Source organism: Methylosinus sp. DMC45 (assembly GCF_056313885.1).
The window spans coordinates 36,511-55,599 of the sequence record NZ_JBQUZK010000004.1; the positions used below are offsets into that span (position 1 = coordinate 36,511).

The window sequence follows — 19,089 nt, forward strand, 5'->3', positions numbered from 1 at the left end:
AGTCGGCGCTGCTAAGCGTCGATGGCGGGAGATTGCGCGATTTCATCATGCGGATCGAACGGCTGAACGAAGAAAAGACCGCGATCGGCGACGATATCAAAGACGTCTATGGCGAGGTCAAATCGGTCGGCTTCGATCCGAAGATCGTGCGCAAGATCGTCGCGCTGCGCCGCGTCGACAAGAACGAGCGCGACGAAGAGGCCGAGATTCTCGACCTCTATCTGAACGCGCTCGGCGATTTCATGGACACGCCGCTCGGCGAAGCCGCGAGCCGCGACGATGAGTGATCTCTTCGGCGACGCCGCGCCGGCGCGAAGTCGATTTTTGCGGCCAGCCAGTCGGGCGGAAAAATCGACTCCGGCGATGACGCGCGCGGAGATCGTCGAGAAATTCGGCGTCTCCGACCTCAAATCCCCGCGCGCTCATCTCTGCTTTCGCTGCGGCGCGTCGACGGGGCTCGGTTTCGGCAGCCTGCATCGGGGCGTGAAAATCGTCTTCGCGTGCAAAGAGCATTTCGGGGAGCTGCAATGACCGATCTCGCTCTCTATGACGAGATCATTCGCGATCTCGCGCGCATCACCACGGCGGCCGAGGCCAAGAGCGAGCGCGACAAGGCGGCGGCGCTCGAGGTCTTCGCACGGCATTCGCGCGATAAGGAGCTGGTGGCGCGGGCGGTTCGCTATAAGCGGCTCGCGGCGCGACGGCTCGGCGAGCTGCTCATCGAACTGGCGGAGGCCGGCGAAAGAGCGACGCGCGGTCGGCCGAAAATGTCGCAGCCTGCGACATTTTCTCTGGAGTCGCTCAATCTCACCCGCTCCGATTCGAGCCGCTGCCAAGAGCTGGCGCGCCTGCCGCCCGAGCAATTCGAAATATCTGTCGACGCCGCCGTGAGCGAGTCCGTGCAAGCGTGCTCAATGACGCGCGCCGAGCGGCAAATGGAGAAGCGCCAGCGGCGCGCGGCGCGGGAAAGAGAGTTGGGCGCGAAGATCGCGGCATGGCCGACGAAGCGATATGGCGTCATCTACTGCGACCCGGCTTGGAAATTCGAGACGCATTCCGAAGCGGGCCTCGATCGCGCGGCCGACAATCATTATCCGACGATGACGCTCGACGCGATCATGGCGCTCGATGTGCCGAGCATCGCCGCCGATGATTGCGTGCTCTTCATGTGGGTGACGCGGCCCTTTCTGATGAAGGGCGGCGTCGTCTGCGAGGCTTGGGGCTTCGAATACAAGAGCTGCTTCGTCTGGGACAAGATCGTCGCCGGGAATGGCTATTGGAATCTCGACGACGCGGAAATCCTGCTCATCGCGACGCGCGGCAATGTCCCCTGCCCGGCGCATGGCGATCTCAAATTCAACGCGATGCAACATGAGCTAAAGTCGGCGCATAGCGCAAAGCCGGATCGCTTCGCCGAGATCATCGAAGCCTATTTCCCGAGCCTGCCGAAGATCGAATTGAACCGCCGCGGTCCGCCGCGTCCCGGCTGGGACGCCTGGGGGAATGAGGCGTCATGAGCGGACGGCGAATCTCGATCTCCGAGCGAATGATGGCGGTAGAGCGCGCGCATGCGGTTTTCACCGGGGCCGAAAAGCTGCCGAGCCGTCCGAAAGAGCGCGAATATTTCGCCGAATGTCTCGTCGGCGCCTATTCGCTGTTGCATATGTTCTCCGAGAATGAGGCCGATCTGCGCGCCTACATCGCCTGCCGCAAAGCGGCGCGTGAGCGCGGCGCGATCGGCGAGGCTGCTCCCCCGGCGCCGCAGGATGCGCCGGCGCAAGCGCCGAAGAGCAGCAAGACGCCTTGCGAATTCCCACTCGCGCGGCGCGCGGCGATGCGCTGCGCCGAGGGCGCGTTTCAAAAATTCTTGGGCGTCGAGACGGCGGAGGCCGCGGCCGATGAGCTGCGCCGGCGATGCGAGATCGCCAGCCGGAAGGATTTCGATCTCGACGCGGCGGCGCGCGAGCGCTGGCGCGCGCTCGACGTGGAATTCGGCGCATGGCTGCGTTGCGCGGATGACGGTGACGACGCTAGAAAGGAGCGCAGCGCGTGAGCCTGCAAGCCATGACATGGGCGCTCTCGCGTGAGACCGGCTCGCCCTCGGCGAAGGTGGTGCTGCTCGCCCTCGCCAATTACGCCGATACGCGCGGCTGCGCATTCCCGTCGCATAAGAGGCTCTCCTCGGAAACAGAGCAGTCCGAGGATGTCATCGCCAAGCGTCTCGCCGAGCTGGCGCGCGCGGGGCTCATATTTCGCACGCGGCGTTATTCGACCGGCGACAAAGGCGGGCGGCGGACGAATGAATATGTCGTGCTGCATGATGAGGCGGCGCGCGATTATGCGCGCTCGCTCGGATGGGAGGAACTCGCCTGCGCCGACGCCGCGGCCGATCGGGACGCGGCCGAGGCGCTCGAGGAAACCGATGACGCGCCTCCGCCTGTGGATGGCGAGGGGTTAACCCGCGATTTGCGGGTTAACCCTCCCGAGGTTAACCCGCGATCTGGCCCCCCCTTAACCCGCGCTGTAGCGGGTTATCATATAGAGCTTGAACCCAAACCTAGAACCTTTACCCCCCCTCCCCCCAAGGGGGGCGCGGGGCGCGCTTCGCGGTTCGATTTGGAATTCAGGCCGATTTGGCCTTGGGATCATCGCGACCTCGTCGAGCCGGCGCGCATCCGGTTTCTCCGGCTCTCCGATGACGAGCAAACGCTCGCCGTGCGCTTCGCGCCGAGCTTCCTTTCGGCGCATCGCGGCCCGGCGCATTGCCGGCTGAAGGCCGAAGATTGGCTGAAGAAAAAGGGCTGGCAGGCGTTTCAGAACAAGCCGGCCGAACCACCGAGCGCAGCCTGCGTCTTCATCGAACGCGGCTCGCCGCAATGGATGGCCTGGCAGGCGTGGTGCGCGGCGAATGAGCCCTCGGCGCTGCGTGGCGACCAGCTCGTCGCGTTTCAATCTCGCCACACCGGCAAGTGGGGCCGCTCGATGCGCGGCGAATGGCCGCCGGCTGGGGGCGCGACGGCGCGCGACGGGCCGAGGCCTGCGGCCGAGTGAGCGCGTTTGGTTGCATGGCGTGGATGAGTTCGGCGGATGGCGATGAGGCTGGCTATGGGCGATTGGTTCGTTCTCGAATGCGTGGCGGGAAAGGATTTCGACGTGACGCGCAAGCTCGCGGCGGCGGGCTATGCGGTGTGGCGTCCGCTTGTGCGCGTGACGTCCACCGTGCGCGAATCGGGAGCGCGCAAGCGCAAGCCGCAATGGAAGCCGCGCTTCGGCCGCTATCTGTTCCTGGAAATGGCGGGTTCGGAATCGATGATCTGGTCGATATCCACAACCGAAGGCGTGCATCGGTTTCTCGCGCGCGCCGGCTCCGATCGGCCTGCGATCGTGCCGCAGGAATGGATGGATTTCCTGCGCGGCGCTTCAGCTTTGCCGGATCGTCGTGGGATCATATTCACGCCTGGAATGCGCGTGCGCGTGTCCGCTGGGCCGTTCATGGGAAGCGTCGGGCGCGTCATGGGCGTTGACTCTTGCGGCTCGGTGCACATAGAGATTCACGCATTCGGGCGCTGGATAGAGATACCTCTCGACTCCGGCTATCTCGATCGCTTGGAGCAATGCGCCGCGTGAGGCGCGTCCGATAGCGGCGAGAGACACAGCCAGAACGATTAGGCCCTCCGGCGCCCATGCGCACGAAAGCCGGAGACGCGAGCCCTGGTGCAATGCCGCAAGGCGTCCGAGGGGCAGACGTGCAAGACCCGCAAAGCGGGCAAGTGCGAAGCATGCGCAAATCTATCCGGCTTAGAATGGTGGCTAGAGCCAATGGCCAAGGCCCCTCGCCTCGCCGGTCGGCGAGGCGCTCTTCCCGTTTCCGCCGCCGCAGCGCGTCCGCAGAGCGACGCGGACTATGAGCGCCGACGTCGTGACGCTGCGCCGTGGCGCGCATGGTATGGGCTCGCACGATGGCGCGCCATCCGTGCGCAGCAGTTGGCGAGCGAGCCCATATGCCGCATGTGCCTCGCCGATGGCGTCGTGACCGCGGCGAGCGTCTGCGACCACGTTGAGCCGCATCGCGGCGACGCGCACAAGTTCTGGAACGGCCCCTTTCAATCGCTGTGCGAGTTCCACCACAACCGCGACAAGCAGCGCGAAGAGGCGGAGACGCGTCGCGGCTGACGCCGCCGAGCGCCGCTCGCCGATCGCGAACAGCCCCCAGGGTGGGGGGCGGTAAAACCTCCCGGCCCGCCTGCCCGCGACCGGTTGCTCAAGCTCCGGCAAATCGCCGCAAAATCCGCGGAAATGTTTTTTTGGAGCGTCGAGAGGAACTTATGGGACGTCGTCGCGATCCGCCGGAACTGCAAGCGGCGAAGGCCTATCCCGGCAAGCGGCGGTCGAAGACCGATCGTCAGATCGCCGACGCCGAGTCGCTCGCGTTGCTGCTCGCGGCGGCCCCCGCCGAATCGGATGACACGCTCGCGCCGCCGGCGCTGCTCAATGATGACCGTCTTCTCCCGGCGCTCACGATCTGGCGCGAATACGCGCCCCGCCTCGCGAAGCTGAACCTCTTCGCGCCGCTCGACCGGCATTCCTTCGCGATTTTCTGCGTCTATTACGCGGACTTCGTCGCCGCGCAGGCCGACATAAACAAAAACGGCTTCTCTCGGCTCGTCAAAACCGTCTCCGGCGACCGCATGCCGCGCAACAATCCCGCCGTCGATCGCCGCGACACGGCGGTCAAATTCATCCTCGAATTCTCGAAACGGTTCGGCCTCACGCCGCTCGACCGCCTCGACCTCATCGGCAAGCAGGCCGGCGGCCTCGGCGGCGGCCTCTTCGATCAGCCCGGCGCCCCAAAGCAGCCGTCGAAAGACGCGCCGCAGGCGGAAGACGGGATCGTCGGCCTCGCCAATCGCTTCGATTCGCCGCCGCCCGGCACCTATCAGTAAGCGCGCATGGACGTCGCGCTCCCGGCCGGCGACGCCTCGGCCGCGGCGCTCACCTGCGTCGCGGGCGACGCCTTCGCGCCCGAGCCGGAATGGATCGTCAAGGCATCCGCCCTCGGCTGGGAATGGCCGAGCATCACATGGCGCCGCGCCGCCCGCGTTCCCGGCGCGTGGTTCGATGCGGCGAAGGCCGATGCGATCGTCGAGCTATGGCCGAAAATATTCCGTCTCACGGATGACCGCTTCGCCGGCGTTCGCTTCCGTCTTGCCTTCTGGCAGGAAATCACGGTCCGCCTGCTCGTCGGGTGGAAGGTGCCCGTCGAGGTCCTCGACCCGCAAACGCATGAAAAGAGTTTCGAGCATGTCCGGCTGTTCCGCCGTCTCATGCTGTGGATTCCGCGCAAGAACGGCAAGAGCGAGTTTCTCGCCGCCCTCGCGCTGCTCTTTTGGGTGCTAGAGGGCGTCGTCGGCGGCCAGGGCTTCGTCTTCGCGCGAAACGAAGATCAAGCGAAGATCATCTTCGACAAGATGAAGGCGATCGTCGTTCAAAACGACAGCCTGAAATCGTCGATCGGCATTTTCCGCAAATCCCTATGGATTCCCGAATGTCGCGCGAGTTTCCAGCTTCTTCCGGGCAAGGTCGAAGGAAAGCACGGCCGCTCACCGACCGTCTCGGTCGGCGACGAAATGCACGAATGGATTTCGCGCGAGCTGGCGACGACGCTGCGGCAGGGCATGGGCGCGCGTTTGCAACCGATAGAGCTGTTCGCGTCGACGGCGGGCTTGAAGAGCGCGCTCACGGGCTGGGAACTCTTCGATGAGAGTCAAAAAATTCTCGCCGGCCCGATCGCGCCGCCGACCGCCGAGGCCGACGAAGGCGCCGGCATTTACGAGCCGTCGACGCTCGTCGTCATGTTCGCAGCCGGCGAGGATGATGACTGGCAAGACGAGGAAGTCTGGCGCCGCGTCAATCCGAACCTCGGCCTTTCGCCGACGCTCGACTTTCTGCGCGGCGAGGCGCGCATTGCGAAAGGCAATCCCCGCGCCGAGTCGCATTTCCGCCGCTACCATCTCAATCAATGGGTCGAGGCGATCTCGCGATGGCTTCCGATCAAGAAATGGGACGCCTGCGGCGAAAAGGACGGCTGGCGCCGCTTTTCGAAAGAGCTACGCGGAAAGGCCTGCGTCGGCGGCTTCGACATATCGTCGACCACCGATATCACCGCGCTCATCTGGTGGTTTCTGCCGGAAGAGCCCGGCGTCAAGGTCCGCCTCGTCGCGCGCTTCTGGGTTCCGGCGGACAATATCGACGTCCGCTCGAAACGCGACCGCGTCAATTACGACCGCTGGCTCCAAATGGGCGCCATCGAAGCGACGCCCGGCGATTACGTCGATCAGTCCTATGTGCAAGCCGCGATCGTCGAGGGCCTCGAGCTCTATGACGTGCGCCGGATCGGCTATGACCCGTGGAACGCCACGAAGCTCTACACGGATCTTCAAAACGAAGGCGTCGACGCCGAGCTGTTCTTGAAGGTCCGCCAAGGAATCCCCAGCCTCGGCGAAGCGTCGAAGGATTTCGAGCGTCTCGTCTTCGCCGGACTGCTCGACCATGGCGGCCATCCCGTCTTGCGATGGATGGCGCAAAACGCGCTCGTTCGATTCGATCGCAACATGAATTTCTCGCCCGACAAGGCGGCCTCGCGCGAGAAAATCGACGGCATAGCCGCCGCGATAACCGCCAATGTCGCCGCGCTCAACGGCGCGCCCGCCGCAGGCTCCGGCTTCCTCGACTATTGAAGGCTCCGAATGGGCAAGCGCTCACGCCTACGCCGCGAAATCGAAATGTTGCGGCTCAAAAAAGAGCTGCGCGACCTACGCGGCGCCGTCGAAAATTCGGGAACGACCGCGACCTATCCGCTCTCCGATCCGCTCGCCTTCGAAAAGCTGTTCGGACCGCAGACGAACAATGTTTCCGCCGATAAGGCGCTCACGCATAGCGCTGTCTATGGCTGCGTCCGGCTGATCGCCGGTTGCGTGTCCATGCTTCCCTTCGCGCTGTTCAATGAGCATGACGATGGCCATCGTGTCCGCGAGCGCAAATCGCCGCTCGCGAAAATGCTCGACAAGCGGCCCAACGCAAGGCTTTCGGCCTCCATGTTCTGGCGCTCTGTCGTCGCCGACATGCTGCTCAACGGCAACGGAATCGCTTGGATAGAGCGCAAATCCTTCCGTTCGGCCGAGCCTTATGAGCTGCATTTCGTGCCATGGTCGCGGACCGGCATTCGCCTCGACCGCATCGAAGGGCGGCCCGTCCAGGTCTATACGATGACGCTCGACGACGGGCGTTTGATCGTCGCGCCACAAGACGACGTGCTGCATATTCCGGGCTCGCCGATCTGGCAGATTTTTCGCGCCATGTCGCCGCTCACGGCCTATGCGATGAGTGTCGGGATCGGCATTTCCGCCGACGAATTCGCAAAGGCCTATTTCGACAACAGCTCGTCGCCGGACGGCTACATCAGCTATCCGGCCGGCTCGAGCGTCGCGAAAGATCAGCCCGACGAAATCCGCAAGCATTGGATGAGCAAGCATGGCGCGGACAATCGCTTCTCGGGTCCAGCCGTGCTCACAGGTGGCGGCGAGTTCAAAGAGCTGCGCATCAATGCCGCGGACGCGCAATTGCTCGACACGCGCCGCTTCAGCGTTGAGGATATCGCGACGCGCATCTTCGGCGTGCCGGCGCATCTCGCCGGACTGACCGACAAGGCCACATCCTTCGGCAAGGGCCTCGAGGAACAGACGCAAGCCTTCGTCGATTTCACGCTCGGCCCGCATCTCTGCGCCATCGAAGACGAGGTCAATGAGAAGCTCGTTCCCGATGGAAAGGTCGCTGAATTCGACCGCGAAGGCTTCGTGCGCGGCGATATGAAGACGCGCATGGAAGCTTTCCAGATCGCGCTCGGCGGCAATAACGGCCCCGGCGTGATGACGGCGAATGAGGTCCGACAAAAGCTCAACATGGGGCCGTCGAAAGATCCGAGCGCCGACAAGCTCGTCACCTGGGAACGCAAAGCGCCGCAGATCGGCCATAACGGCGGTCCGCCGCTCGAGGAAGGCGTGAAGCACGAGCCGCCGCCGCCCGAGCCGCCGCAGCAATCTTCATCCCGCACGTCGCGAAAGCCGAGGAAGTGACGCCATGCCCATGCGCCGACTCTTGAAATTGCTGGCCTCGAACGGTCCCGGCCGCAAGCCGAAGATCGTCAGAGGTTATGATCCCGATTGGGATGGCGACGACGATAGCAATCCCGCCTTCGACCCGGATCGCGACGGCGATGAAGCCTCGATCTATGTCTATGACGTGATCGGCGGTTGGGATCAGCCGACGACCGAGGAAATCGTGCGCGGCGTGCGCGGGCTGGCGGCGAAGACGATTCATCTACGCATCAATTCCCCCGGCGGCCTCGTCTTCGAAGCGACGGCGATCAAGACGGCGCTCGAGCAGCATCCGGCGCGTGTCATCGCCCATATCGACGGAATGGCCGCCTCGGCCGCGTCGACGCTCATGCTCGCCGGGGACGAGATCGAAATCGCGCCCGGCGGCTTCGTGATGATCCACAATCCCGAGTCGATGGCCTGGGGCGACGCGGACGAAATGCGGAGCTGCGCCGACATGCTCGACGCCATCCGCGATTCGATCGCGAGCCAATATGCGACCCGCGCGAGCCTTTCGGTCGAAGAGCTGACGGCCATGATGAAAGCCGAGACCTGGCTCTCGGCGGAACAGGCTGTCGAAATGAAATTCTGCGACCGCGTCGCCGCCCGCACGCCCCCGGCGAGCAATCTGCGCCGCTTCGATCTCTCGGCTTACGACCATCCGCCGAAGCCGCTGCTCGCGCCGCCGCAGGCCGATCCCGTCGCCGCCTATCTCAAAACCTCGCAAGAGCGTCACGCGCGCATGCTGCGGCTGTTCGAACGCGCCGCCTGATCTCGCCCGCCTTCCCTCACGGGAAATCGCCCCTTCACGGGGTCTCACACTCCGCCAAAGGAGCAATCTGCGATGTCGTCCCTGAAAAATCTGCGCGAAGAGCGCGCCCGCAAGGTGACGGAATATAAGAGCCTCGTCGAGTCCAAGGCCTATACCAAAGAAATCGAGGCCAAGGCCGACGCTGTCTTGATCGAAATCGAGCTGATCGATGGCCAGATCAGCCGCGTTCAGAATTCCCTGACGCTCTCCGCCGATGACGCGACCGATTTCAACGCCCGCGTCGCGAGCAATGAGAACGGCAAGAGCGTCGACGAAAACGCGCATCGCGTGAAGCAGGCCCGCGCCGCCTTCGCCAAGGCGCTGGCGCGCGGCGTCGCCGCGCTCACGCCCGAGGAAGCCGCGCTCGTTTCCGCGAGCGACCCGCGCAATGTGGGCCGCGTCATGAATGTCGCCGAGGGCTCTTCGGCGACCGGCGGCGTGCTTGTTCCGACGCTCATCATGCCGACTCTGCTCGAATTCCTGAAGGCATATGGCGGCATGCGCCTCGTCGCATGGATTCTCGCCACGGCCGGCGGCCAGCCCTTCACCTGGGGCACGATGGACGATACGGCCGCGGAAGGCGAACTCGTCGCCGAGGGCGTTCCGGCCTCCGACGACGATCTCGCCTTCGGCTCCGTCAGCGTCGGCGCCTTTAAATTTTCGTCGCATACCATCCCGGTCTCGATGGAAATTCTTCAGGACGCGGCGGTGAATGTCGAATCCGTCGTGTTGCGCGCGCTCGCGACGCGCGTCGCCCGCGGACAGAACCGCTATTTCACGACCGGCACGGGCACGGGCCAGCCGCAGGGCGTCGTGACCGCGGCCTCGGTCGGCTATCAGGCCCCAACCGGAAACACGACGTCGCTCGCCTATGACTTCTTCATGGAACTCTATCATTCCGTCGATCCGGCCTACCGCTCCTCGGCGAGCTGCGCATGGATGATGAACGATAAGACGTGGAAGACCGTCAAAAAGCTCAAGGACGCCAATAATCGTCCGCTCTTCCTGCCCTCGCTCGAGGCGGCTTTCGCGGGCGGCGAGTCGACCGGCTATCAGATCGAAGGAAAGCCGATCGTCATCAATCAGCATATGGCGGACCTCGCGGCCAATTCCAAATCGATCGCCTTCGGCGATTTCTCGAAATACATGATCCGCGACGTCATGGATGTTCTCATCCTGCGGTTCACCGACTCCGCCTATGCGAAGAAAGGACAGGTGGGATTCTTGGCCTGGGCGCGCGCCGACGGCCGCATGATCGACGCCAAGAATACGACGACGTCGCAGTGGGAATCGATCCGCACCTTGCAGCAATCCGCCACCTGATCGCGCCGCGCCCGGCCGCGCGGCCGGGCGTCTCATCCCTCGCGGAATTGAAGCCGAGGAATCAGCACCGATGCAAATCAAGCTGCTCACGTCGATCGCCGGCGCACATCAAACGGACCTGCCCGGCGATATCATCAACAAGCCCGACGACGTCGCGCGCGAGTGGATCAAAGTAGGCCTCGCGATCGAAGCGCCGGAGCAAGAAATCGCCGCCGCGCGCGTCGCCGATCTGTCCAAGGCGCTCGACGCCGTGACCGCCGAGCGCGAAGGGCTGGTCAAGCAGGCCGCGGACCTCGCCGGCAAGCTCGCATCCGCCGTGAAGGAAAAGGCCGGCGCCGTCGCCGAGGCCGATGTCCATCGCAAGGCGGCGGATGCGGCGCGGACGCAGCGAGACGCCGTCGTCGAAACTTTCGAAAAATACAAGGTTGCCGCGTCCATGCGGCTGAAGGCCGCCGAGGATGAGCGCGACGACTTCAAGCGCCAGGCGGAAGCGCTGGCCGAGCAGCTCTCGACCAAGCTCGCCGAGCTGGCCGAGCAGCCTCCCGCGAAGCCCGGCGAGGCGACGCAGCCGCCCGCCGCTCCGCCCTCTTGATCCGAGACGCGGGGCCGAAATGAAGGTGAACAAGTATGGCGAACATTTGTTCGCGATTATGTGCCCGGCCTGCGGCTATGAGCATCCGTTCACGGTTGGGTCGACGACGAGGCCGAACTGGACGTTCAACGGAAATTTCGAGCGTCCGACGTTTTCGCCGAGCATGCTCTGCATGCCGGATGGTCCGAACCGCTGTCACTCGTTTGTCGAAGATGGAATGATCCGCTTTTTGCCGGACAGTTGGCATGGGCGAAGCGATACCGTTCCGCTCCCTGACGTCGAAGAATAGGTTTGAGCTATGACCGGCGTCTATAATCTCGTCTCGTCGTCGACGACGCCGATCGTCTCGCTCGCCGAGGCCAAGCGGCAAACGAACACGGCCGACTTCGGCGACGACGACGCATTGCTGACGGCGCTGCTCGACGTGGCGACACAGCATTTCGACCTAGAGAGCGGAATCATCGGCCGTCCGCTGCTCACGCAAGTCTGGGAATATGCGGCGCCGTCTCCGCCGCAGAACAATGGCCGCTCCGATCCACGCTTGCGCGGCCTTCCGCCGGCGACGGGCTTCGTCATCGACCGCGCGCCGCTCCAATCCGTCGACAAGGTCGAGTATCTGCAAGACGGCGCCTATCAGACGCTCGCGAGCGGGCAATGGGTGAAGCGGAAGATTTCGAAGGAGCTGACCTTCGTGCGCCTCGCCAAAGGCGTCGCATGGCCGCGCGTCGACGATGACGAGGCCGCGTGGAAAATCACCATGTCGCTCGGCTATGGGGCGACGCCCGATCTCGTCCCCGCGCCGATCCGTCACGCGGCGCTGCTCATGATCTCGCATCTCTATCAAAATCGCGAGGCTGTGACCGGCTTCGGCGCCGCATTGCAGGAAACGCCGCTCGCCGTCACTGCGCTCGTCGCGCCCTTCCGCTCGCCGAATTTCTGAAAGGCTCCCGATGCTCGCCGGACGCATGCGCTATTCGGTCACGATTCTGCGTCGCGCCGTCATCATGGGAGACCCCGGCGGCGCTCCGCGTGGCGATTTCTCGGACGCCTTCGCGACGCGCGCATCCTTCAAGCAGGCCTCGGGCGCAAAGGCGGTCGAGGCCGGGCTCGCCGAAGACCAGTCGCGCGGGCTGCTCAGAATCTATGACTGCGCCCAAAATCGGACGATCAACGTCGCCGATCGCATCCGCCTCGAAGGGCGCGAATGGGCGGTCGAATCCGTCTCTCTCCCGGATCGCACGCGGCGCTTCATAGAGATTGTCGTCTCTCGCAAGATCGGAGGCTGAAATGCTCGGCTCTCTCATCGTCGGCCAAGCGGCCTTCTCCCTCGGCTCGGGCGCCGTCGATTTCGCGGATCCGCAGACGGGCTCGGGCCTGTTCGGCTGGCCCGATGCGCTGGGCTCGCTCGCGCGCATCGTCACGCGGATGGAGGTCAAGCAGCGTCGCCGCGACAGCGAAGCGCTCGCGCAAATGATAGAGACCGCGCGCGGCCTCGTCCCCGTCGACTCCGGCCGCCTGCTCTCTGGCATAGGCGGCGAGGTTTTCGACGCCTATTGCGAGTTCCGCGCTTCGGCGGTTCATGAGACGGCGAGCGGCAAGGAAGGCGCCGATTACGCGCGCTTCGTCGAGTTCGGCACGCGCTCCGGCGAAGCGAGCGTCGCGGCGCCGATCACCGCGCATGAGGGCTTCTACGCCTCCGATCAGGCCGGCGTGACCGGCATGCGCGGAAACGCGATCGTCCGAGATCGGCGCTCCCGCCGCACCCATGGCGGAGCGGCGGCGCAGCCCTTCTTCTTTCCCGCGGCCAATGAGGTCCTTGCGAAGCGCGAGAGCGTCGCCGAGGCCCTCCCCTACGAAGAGGCCTCGGCCGAAGGCTGGGAGATCGGCGCATGATAATTCCCGCCGACGAATTCAAGACCGCGCTCATCGAAGCGCTGAAGGCCGATTCCGGCGTCGCCGCCATTCTCGGCGCGCGTCTCTATGACGAGGTCCCGCGCGACAGCCGCAGCAATGCGTCGGACGTCGCGAGCCCCTACGCCTATCTCGGCCCGATCGCCGCGAGCCGCGTCGAAAGCGATTGCGGCCCCGGCTGGTTATTGCGCCTGCGGCTCTATGTGGCCTCGACCGCCTTCGGGCGCCGAGAGGCCTGGCAGGCGATGAACGCCATGGTGGCGGCGATCGAAGGCGAGACCTTCACGCTCGCCTCGCCCGCCGTCCAAGCGCAGGCGCTCTACACATTGCTCGGCGGCGACGTCGTCGAGCCGATCAGCCCCAAGCTCGTCTATGTCGACATAGCGGCGATCGTCGCCGGCTAAAGGAGAGAGACATGTCCTTTCCCAATCTGCAACGCGGAACCGCATTCAAGATCGCCATGGGCGATGGCGCGACGCCGACAGAGGCATTCACTCTGCTCTGCATCGCGACGACGAAGAGCTTCAAGCGCACGATCGACACCGAGGACCATATGGAGGTCGACGCGACAAATCCCGACAATATCCCGGCCAATGTCAGCGTCGCCAAAGGGCAGGCCTGGGAGCTGTCCATTTCTGGCCGCACGGATTACGTCAAATATGCCGTGCTGCAAGGCTGGCTCGACGGCGGCGCGCATAATGTGAAGCTCACCCTCGCCGGCACGGGGGCGAATGGCGGCGGAACCTACACGGGCGCCATTGTGCTGAAGGAGCTCGATCTCTCCAGCAGCGACGGCGGCACGGTGACGTTCTCGGCGACGCTCAAGGGCCAGGGCGCTATTCCCACCTTCGTCGCGGCGGCTTGACGGTGGAGACGTCCGAGACCCGCGCCGCGACCACCGTGCATTATGCGGTGTTCGGTGGCCGTCGCCGGCGCTTCTGCCTGCGCATCGGCGAGATTGGCGAGCTGGAGGACCTTTGCTCCGCCGGCGTCGGCGCGATCTGGCGCCGGCTCGCGCTGCTCGAGTTCCGCCACGCGGACATTCGCGAGACCATTCGCCTCGGCCTCGTCGGCGGCGGCGAGATGCAGCCGGGCGCCGCGGAGGCGCTCGTCTCGCGCCTCGTCGACGCGCGGCCTCTGGCGGAGAGCGTCGATCTCGCCGTCGCCGTCATGCGCGCGCTCATTGAAGGCGTCACGGAAGAGGCGAAGCGCGCGCCGGGAAAAGAGACGGCGGAGAGCGCGCCCGACGCGCCGGAGACCTCTCCGCCTATATCGTCGCCGGCGCAGTCCTAGGCCTCTCCCCGCGCGAGACGCGCGAAATGAGCTATCCCGATTTTTGGGCCGCCATGCGCGGCCTCGCCGCGCGCAATGGCGCGGACCAGGTCGACGCGCCGAGCGAGCGTGAATGGTTCGACGCTCTCCTCGAGGAAGAGGGTTTCTGACATGGCAGATACGAGCCGCGCGCTCATCCTGCGCTTCGGCGCGGATACGGGCGCATTGCGCGGCGCGCTCTCCGCCCTCGCGGCGGAGGCGCCGCGCCATTTGACGGCGATCGGTCAAGCCGCCGTCGTCAATTCCTCGCTATTGCGCAACAGCCTCATCTCGGCGGGCGCGGAGGGAACACGCACAGTCTCGGCGCAGCTGCTCGGCCTCGCCCGCGACACGGATCATCTTCGCCTCGCGGCCAATCTCGCCGGCGAAGGCCTGAAGACGGCGTTCGCGCTGCATCATCCCGTTCTCGCGATCGGGCTGAAGCTGCTCTCCGATTACAAGATTCAGCTGGGCCTCATCGCCGCGGGCGCCATCACCGCGCATGAGGCCTTCAAGATCATGGGCGATCAGTTCGACCGCGTGAATCAGATCATCGAAGGCTCGATGAAGGCGGGTGTCTCGTCGACCGTCTTTCAGGCATGGACGGATCAGGCGGCGCGCTTCGGCCTCACGGCGCAAGAGGCTGCGGCTGCGCTCGAGCATGTCGGGTCGGTCGCGCGCAAAGAAATTTCAGCCGAGCAAATCGGCCCCCTCATGCGAGCGGCGGATGAATTGCAGAACGGGCTCAACCGCCCGACTGCGGCCTATGGCCTTATTCGCGAGGCGACGACGTCCGACGACATACATCATGCGGCTCTCGTGCTGGTCGAGGATTATCTGAAGGCCGCCGACGCAATGCGCGGCGCCGGGCAGGAAGCGAAAGGCGTGCGGCTCGAGATCGAGGCGGGCAATATCGCGGCGCAGGCATGGGGCGACAACGCATACAAGGTCGTCGATGCGATCAAGAGCGGCCGCGCCGATATCGAGCATTATGTCCAGACCTCGCGAGACGCCGGCTATGTCTGGGGCGAAGATATCGTCAATGCGCAAAAGGAATCGAATGAGATGCTGCGCATCGCGCAAGAGCGCCTCTCTAACGAGATGGCGCCGACGATGCGCGGCCTCGCCGACGCGGCGATCGGATTCCAGAATATCTGGGTGAAGATTGTCGAGAAAATCGCCGATGCGGCCGCGTGGGTCAATAAGATCGAATCCATGCTCGGCACAGCGAAGGTCATCCAGCCGTTCAATGAGGAAACCTTCAACGCGCTCGGCGATCCGAAGAAATTTCCGCTCACGGCCGGGCTGAGAAATCTCGCGGCTGAGAATGCGCCGGGCGAGCCTGGGCCGCGATATCTCGCCGTCGACGCGCCTTCGCCGCCCCGGCGCCCGTCGCAGCGACAGCTCGAAGCCCCGACGCTCGGACATGAACACGCGGGCGCTGGCGGCTCGACTGCGGCGGAATCGCTCGATCAGGTCGATCGGCTCATCCAATCGCTCGAGAAAGAAAGCGCGGCATTACAGGGCGAGGCCGACGCGATCGGCAAGTCCAAAGTCGAACGCGAGAAATCCATCGATCTCGCCAAGGCCGAGGAAGCCGCGAAAGAGCGCGGCTCGGCGCTCACCGAGGAAGAGCGCGGCCGCGTGCTCGCTCTCGCCGAGGCGCACGCCACGCTGCGGCAAAAGGTCGATGAGGCGACGAAGGCGCAGGAAGCGGCCGACGCCGCCCGCAAGCAATTCGCGGACATGGGCGAGTCCTCGGTCGAGCGCCTCATCGTCGAGCATCAAAAGCTCGCCGATGTGCTGAAGGAAGTCGTCAAGGAGCTCGAAAAAATGGCGCTGAAGGCCGTGCTCACGGGCCAAGGCCCGCTCGCCGGCCTATTCGGAACCGCGGGCCAGAATGGCGGCGTCGGCGGGCTCTTCGGGCTGCTCGCCAGCGGCGGCGGCTCGGGAGGGTCGAGCGGCGGCGGCTTCGGCGGCGGCCTGCTCGGGCTTCTCGGCGGCCTCTTCAAATTCGCGGATGGCGGCCTCATCACCATGGCGCACCTACCCCGCTACGCCGGCGGCGGCCCCGTCGCGCCGGACGGCGGCTTCCCGATCCTCGCGCATCCCGGCGAGGTCGTCCTCAACGCCGCGCAACAGCGCAATGTCGCCGGCGCGATCGGCGGCCAAGGGTCGAAGATCGTCTTCGAAAATCACGCCCCCGGCGTCACCGTCCAGCCGCTCTACGCCACCCATGGCGAGGTCCGCTACATGATTCAGAGCGAGGTCGCCGCCAATAATGAGCGCCAGTCGTTGGCGCCTTTGCAGGCCTGGTGATGGCTTATGACCCGTCAATTCCCCATTGGCCGCGCAAGCTGCTCCCACAGAGCTGGGGTGGCGGCGTGGCCAATGGCCAGCTGCTCGGCCCGCTTCCCTTCGTCGGGCCGCCGCAGAGCAATGTCTCGCCCTCCGGCGCCCTCTCCTTCCGGCTCGACGATATCCGCCTCTTCGATCCGCCGCGCGGTCCGGCGCCGGCGACGGCCGCGCCGCGTTCCGGCCGCGTGCATCTCTTTCGCGCGCTCTATTCGCGTCTCGACAAGGGCGGCGCCGTCTATATGCCGGTCATGGATTGGAGCCGCGGCCCGCGCGCCCGCGCCGGCCTGCCGCTCTTCGGCCCGCTCTCGACACATTCGGACAGTTCCACATTCTCGGACGGCTCCTCCTATTCACAGGGCGCCGGCGACGCCACCATCGCTCTCGCGGCCGCGGCGCAGAGCTGGCGCGTGACCATCGACGTCGCCTCGACCATCGTTCCCGAGGCCGGCGATTGGATGACGCTCGGCGACCGCGCCTATCTGCTCGAGGGCGTCTGGCCGAGCGACTCCGTGGCGCGTCGTTACGAGGTCCTCCTCGATCGCTGGCTCCGCGAGAGCGTGGCGATCGGCGACGTCGTCGAATTCGCAGATCCTTTCTGCCGCATGGTGCTTCAGCCGAAATCGCGCGGGCAGAGCTTTCCGCTCTCGCTCGGCCGCATCGGCGGCGCCTCGCTGGAATTTATCGAGGCCTATTGGGCATGAGCTATCGGATATGAGCAGCATTTTCGCAGGCGCCATCGCCGCCGCCATCCGCGGCGACTCGGTCTCCATAATGCTCGGCGCCAAGCTGAACTATCTCTCCGGCCCGGACGCCTATTGGAACGGAATCGGACCGCTCGACGCGACCGCGCTCGGCGGTCCCGTCTTCAAAGGCGTCGGCGCGCTCGGCTCTATGTCCGGCTCGCTCGAGATCGGCACGCAAGCCGCGACGCAAGAGCTGACGCTGACGCTCTCCGGCCTCGACCCTTCGGCCCTCGCCAAAATGCAGGATCAAGAAACCGAGGTCCAAGGCCGCCGCGCCGAGATCTATTTCCTCACCTTCGCCGCGCCGGCCGGCGCGCGCGAGACCGAGCGCGCGCTCATCTCCTGCGCGCGCCGCCGCACGCTGGTGATGGATCGCATGGTGCTCGAGGCGGGTCCGGTCGAAGGCGGCCATCAGGCGGCCATCTCCGTTGTCTGCGAGCCTCTGCTCGCCGGCAAGAACAGAGCGCGATGGGCGTTCCTCACCGACGCCGATCAGCAGGCACGCTATCCCGGCGATCGTGTCTGCGAGCGCGTGCAAGAGCTGATTCAAAAGCAGAGCATCGTCTTCTCGGGATGATCTCTGTCGCCCCCTTCCTGCGCGATTACGACGCCATGCCCGGCATGCTGTGCAGCGAGCCCGTGCTCGCATATTTGCGCGCCAGCGGGCGCGTCGCTGGCGATATCGCGCCCGAACTCCAGCGCGCGCTTTTCCAGCGCTATGGCGTCGTGCGCGCACTCGCCATTTGCGGCCGCGCGCTCGGCTTCCGGCTCGTGCGGCCGTTGCGCCTGGCGGAAGGCGACGCCGTGCTGTTGCGCGCCCCGCAGGTCCATGGCGGCGCAATTTGCGGCCTCATCGGCCGCGACGGTTGCGCGCTCGCCCTCGCCGGCGATGCGCTGGTCGGATGGAGCGCGCCGGACGTGCTGCGCGTGGCGGAGTTCGGATAATGGCGGTCGCGATCGGCGGTCTGCTGCTCGGCGAGGCTATCGCCGGGACGGCCGTGCTCGGCACCACGCTCGGCGCAATCGTGGGAACGACGGTCCTCACGATCGGCACGACTGCGGCGACATTCGGCGCCGAGGCTCTGCTCGCCGGCTCGCATCGCGCTGCGCAGAAATTCACCATTCCGCAAGCGCCGATTCCGCAAGAGCAGGAAGGCCAGGACACGCCGCCGCGCCTCTATGGCTATGGCCGCTACAAATCTGGCGGCTATCTTCTGTTCCGCGAGAGCGCCGGCCAATATGTCGGCTACGCCATGTGCGTCGCCTGCCGCCCGATCGATGGGGTCGAGGCCTTCATCGTCGACAGCGAGACGCTCACCACCTCGACGGGCGCGACGACAGAGCCGGTGCTCGGTCCATTCGGCTATTATCCGAACACGCGCGACTTCGCCGATAGCGCCATCGTCTGGCCGTCGAGCGGCATGAAAAACGGGCAATACATCGCCTATATCGATGTGCCCGGCCATGGCCCCTCGCCGATCGTCACGGCCGTCGGCCCCTTCGGATTCCTCGAATTTCGCAACGCCACAGAAACGGGTCACGCGTCGACCCTGCTCACCACTTATTTTGGCGGCGTATGGTCTGCGGACGCGCATCTCGGCCGCGGCCTGTCGATCGTCTACACCAAATGGGCGACGATGACGCCCACCTTCCATATGGTGCACTTCCCGCGCTATCTGCCGAACCATTCGCAGGTTCTGCGCGGCGCCACGATCTATGATCCGCGCGACGTTGCGCAGAGCTTCCTCGACCCCTCCTCCGGCGTCTATTCGGTCGACAATCCCACATGGACCTATTCGGTCAATGCAGCTTTGCAGATCGCCGATTACCTCACCTTCCCGGAGGCATTCGGCCTCGCCTATGACGATATTCATTGGCCGAGCTTCA

General features: G+C 65.1%; 26 protein-coding genes. All 26 read left to right on the top strand.

Going from position 1 to position 19,089, the window contains the following annotated elements; all coding sequences use genetic code 11:
• The first annotated feature begins 8 nt into the window (after positions 1 to 8).
• Entirely contained in the window at positions 9 to 287 is a 279-nt protein-coding gene (locus ACT53T_RS02115; protein ID WP_476159806.1) for a DUF2312 domain-containing protein, read from the top strand.
• Entirely contained in the window at positions 280 to 531 is a 252-nt protein-coding gene (locus ACT53T_RS02120) for a hypothetical protein (protein ID WP_476159774.1), read from the top strand. The genes ACT53T_RS02115 and ACT53T_RS02120 overlap by 8 nt, the downstream gene beginning before the upstream one ends.
• The gene (locus ACT53T_RS02125) at positions 528 to 1,517 is read left to right on the top strand and encodes an MT-A70 family methyltransferase (protein ID WP_476159776.1); all 990 of its coding nucleotides are present in this window, start codon (positions 528 to 530) and stop codon (positions 1,515 to 1,517) included. Before ACT53T_RS02120 ends, ACT53T_RS02125 begins: the two co-directional genes overlap by 4 nt.
• Positions 1,514 to 2,053 carry a hypothetical protein gene (locus tag ACT53T_RS02130; protein WP_476159777.1) on the top strand — a complete coding sequence of 180 codons (540 nt, stop codon included), beginning with the start codon at positions 1,514 to 1,516 and terminating at the stop codon, positions 2,051 to 2,053. Before ACT53T_RS02125 ends, ACT53T_RS02130 begins: the two co-directional genes overlap by 4 nt.
• Positions 2,050 to 3,051, top strand: coding sequence for a helix-turn-helix domain-containing protein (locus ACT53T_RS02135; RefSeq protein ID WP_476159778.1), 1,002 nt, complete (start codon positions 2,050 to 2,052; stop codon positions 3,049 to 3,051). Before ACT53T_RS02130 ends, ACT53T_RS02135 begins: the two co-directional genes overlap by 4 nt.
• A gap of 42 nt (positions 3,052 to 3,093) precedes the next feature.
• Positions 3,094 to 3,627 (top strand): transcription termination/antitermination protein NusG, encoded by a 534-nt coding sequence (gene nusG / locus ACT53T_RS02140; protein ID WP_476159779.1) that lies wholly within the window; start codon positions 3,094 to 3,096, stop codon positions 3,625 to 3,627.
• 192 nt (positions 3,628 to 3,819) lie between these two features.
• The gene (locus ACT53T_RS02145) at positions 3,820 to 4,173 is read left to right on the top strand and encodes an HNH endonuclease (RefSeq protein ID WP_476159780.1); all 354 of its coding nucleotides are present in this window, start codon (positions 3,820 to 3,822) and stop codon (positions 4,171 to 4,173) included.
• A gap of 152 nt (positions 4,174 to 4,325) precedes the next feature.
• Positions 4,326 to 4,943, top strand: coding sequence for a P27 family phage terminase small subunit (locus ACT53T_RS02150; protein ID WP_476159782.1), 618 nt, complete (start codon positions 4,326 to 4,328; stop codon positions 4,941 to 4,943).
• A gap of 6 nt (positions 4,944 to 4,949) precedes the next feature.
• The gene (locus tag ACT53T_RS02155) at positions 4,950 to 6,737 is read left to right on the top strand and encodes a terminase large subunit (RefSeq protein WP_476159783.1); all 1,788 of its coding nucleotides are present in this window, start codon (positions 4,950 to 4,952) and stop codon (positions 6,735 to 6,737) included.
• 45 nt (positions 6,738 to 6,782) lie between these two features.
• Positions 6,783 to 8,132 (top strand): phage portal protein, encoded by a 1,350-nt coding sequence (locus ACT53T_RS02160; protein ID WP_476159785.1) that lies wholly within the window; start codon positions 6,783 to 6,785, stop codon positions 8,130 to 8,132.
• Positions 8,133 to 8,136: 4 nt separating this feature from the next.
• Entirely contained in the window at positions 8,137 to 8,925 is a 789-nt protein-coding gene (locus ACT53T_RS02165) for a head maturation protease, ClpP-related (protein WP_476159786.1), read from the top strand.
• A gap of 72 nt (positions 8,926 to 8,997) precedes the next feature.
• Positions 8,998 to 10,287: a phage major capsid protein gene (locus tag ACT53T_RS02170; RefSeq protein ID WP_476159787.1), complete on the top strand. Its 1,290-nt coding sequence runs from the start codon at positions 8,998 to 9,000 to the stop codon at positions 10,285 to 10,287.
• Between the two features lie 70 nt (positions 10,288 to 10,357).
• Positions 10,358 to 10,879 (top strand): hypothetical protein, encoded by a 522-nt coding sequence (locus ACT53T_RS02175; RefSeq protein WP_476159788.1) that lies wholly within the window; start codon positions 10,358 to 10,360, stop codon positions 10,877 to 10,879.
• A 19-nt stretch (positions 10,880 to 10,898) separates the two neighbouring features.
• Entirely contained in the window at positions 10,899 to 11,168 is a 270-nt protein-coding gene (locus ACT53T_RS02180) for a ubiquitination-like system serine protease family protein (protein WP_476159790.1), read from the top strand.
• Positions 11,169 to 11,177: 9 nt separating this feature from the next.
• Positions 11,178 to 11,819 (top strand): head-tail connector protein, encoded by a 642-nt coding sequence (locus ACT53T_RS02185; RefSeq protein ID WP_476159791.1) that lies wholly within the window; start codon positions 11,178 to 11,180, stop codon positions 11,817 to 11,819.
• 10 nt (positions 11,820 to 11,829) lie between these two features.
• On the top strand, positions 11,830 to 12,165 hold the full coding sequence (locus ACT53T_RS02190; protein WP_476159793.1) for a phage head completion protein: 336 nt from the start codon (positions 11,830 to 11,832) through the stop codon (positions 12,163 to 12,165).
• A 1-nt stretch (position 12,166) separates the two neighbouring features.
• Positions 12,167 to 12,772 carry a hypothetical protein gene (locus tag ACT53T_RS02195; protein ID WP_476159795.1) on the top strand — a complete coding sequence of 202 codons (606 nt, stop codon included), beginning with the start codon at positions 12,167 to 12,169 and terminating at the stop codon, positions 12,770 to 12,772.
• Positions 12,769 to 13,194 (top strand): DUF3168 domain-containing protein, encoded by a 426-nt coding sequence (locus tag ACT53T_RS02200; protein ID WP_476159796.1) that lies wholly within the window; start codon positions 12,769 to 12,771, stop codon positions 13,192 to 13,194. The genes ACT53T_RS02195 and ACT53T_RS02200 overlap by 4 nt, the downstream gene beginning before the upstream one ends.
• 11 nt (positions 13,195 to 13,205) lie before the next feature.
• Entirely contained in the window at positions 13,206 to 13,655 is a 450-nt protein-coding gene (locus ACT53T_RS02205) for a phage tail tube protein (protein ID WP_476159797.1), read from the top strand.
• Positions 13,656 to 13,657: 2 nt separating this feature from the next.
• Positions 13,658 to 14,083, top strand: coding sequence for a gene transfer agent family protein (locus tag ACT53T_RS02210; protein WP_476159799.1), 426 nt, complete (start codon positions 13,658 to 13,660; stop codon positions 14,081 to 14,083).
• A gap of 26 nt (positions 14,084 to 14,109) precedes the next feature.
• The gene (locus ACT53T_RS02215; protein ID WP_280949684.1) at positions 14,110 to 14,232 is read left to right on the top strand and encodes a hypothetical protein; all 123 of its coding nucleotides are present in this window, start codon (positions 14,110 to 14,112) and stop codon (positions 14,230 to 14,232) included.
• A gap of 1 nt (position 14,233) precedes the next feature.
• A complete protein-coding gene (locus ACT53T_RS02220) occupies positions 14,234 to 16,420 on the top strand; it encodes a hypothetical protein (protein WP_476159800.1) in 2,187 nt (728 codons plus the stop codon).
• Complete coding sequence (locus ACT53T_RS02225) at positions 16,420 to 17,160, top strand: hypothetical protein (RefSeq protein ID WP_476159802.1); 741 nt, start codon at positions 16,420 to 16,422, stop codon at positions 17,158 to 17,160. Before ACT53T_RS02220 ends, ACT53T_RS02225 begins: the two co-directional genes overlap by 1 nt.
• Positions 17,161 to 17,170: 10 nt before the next feature.
• On the top strand, positions 17,171 to 17,779 hold the full coding sequence (locus ACT53T_RS02230) for a hypothetical protein (RefSeq protein WP_476159803.1): 609 nt from the start codon (positions 17,171 to 17,173) through the stop codon (positions 17,777 to 17,779).
• Entirely contained in the window at positions 17,776 to 18,147 is a 372-nt protein-coding gene (locus ACT53T_RS02235) for a hypothetical protein (RefSeq protein ID WP_476159804.1), read from the top strand. The genes ACT53T_RS02230 and ACT53T_RS02235 overlap by 4 nt, the downstream gene beginning before the upstream one ends.
• Positions 18,147 to 19,089 (top strand): hypothetical protein (locus ACT53T_RS02240; RefSeq protein ID WP_476159805.1); only part of this gene is annotated, 943 nt, incomplete at its 3' end. The genes ACT53T_RS02235 and ACT53T_RS02240, both read left to right, overlap by 1 nt.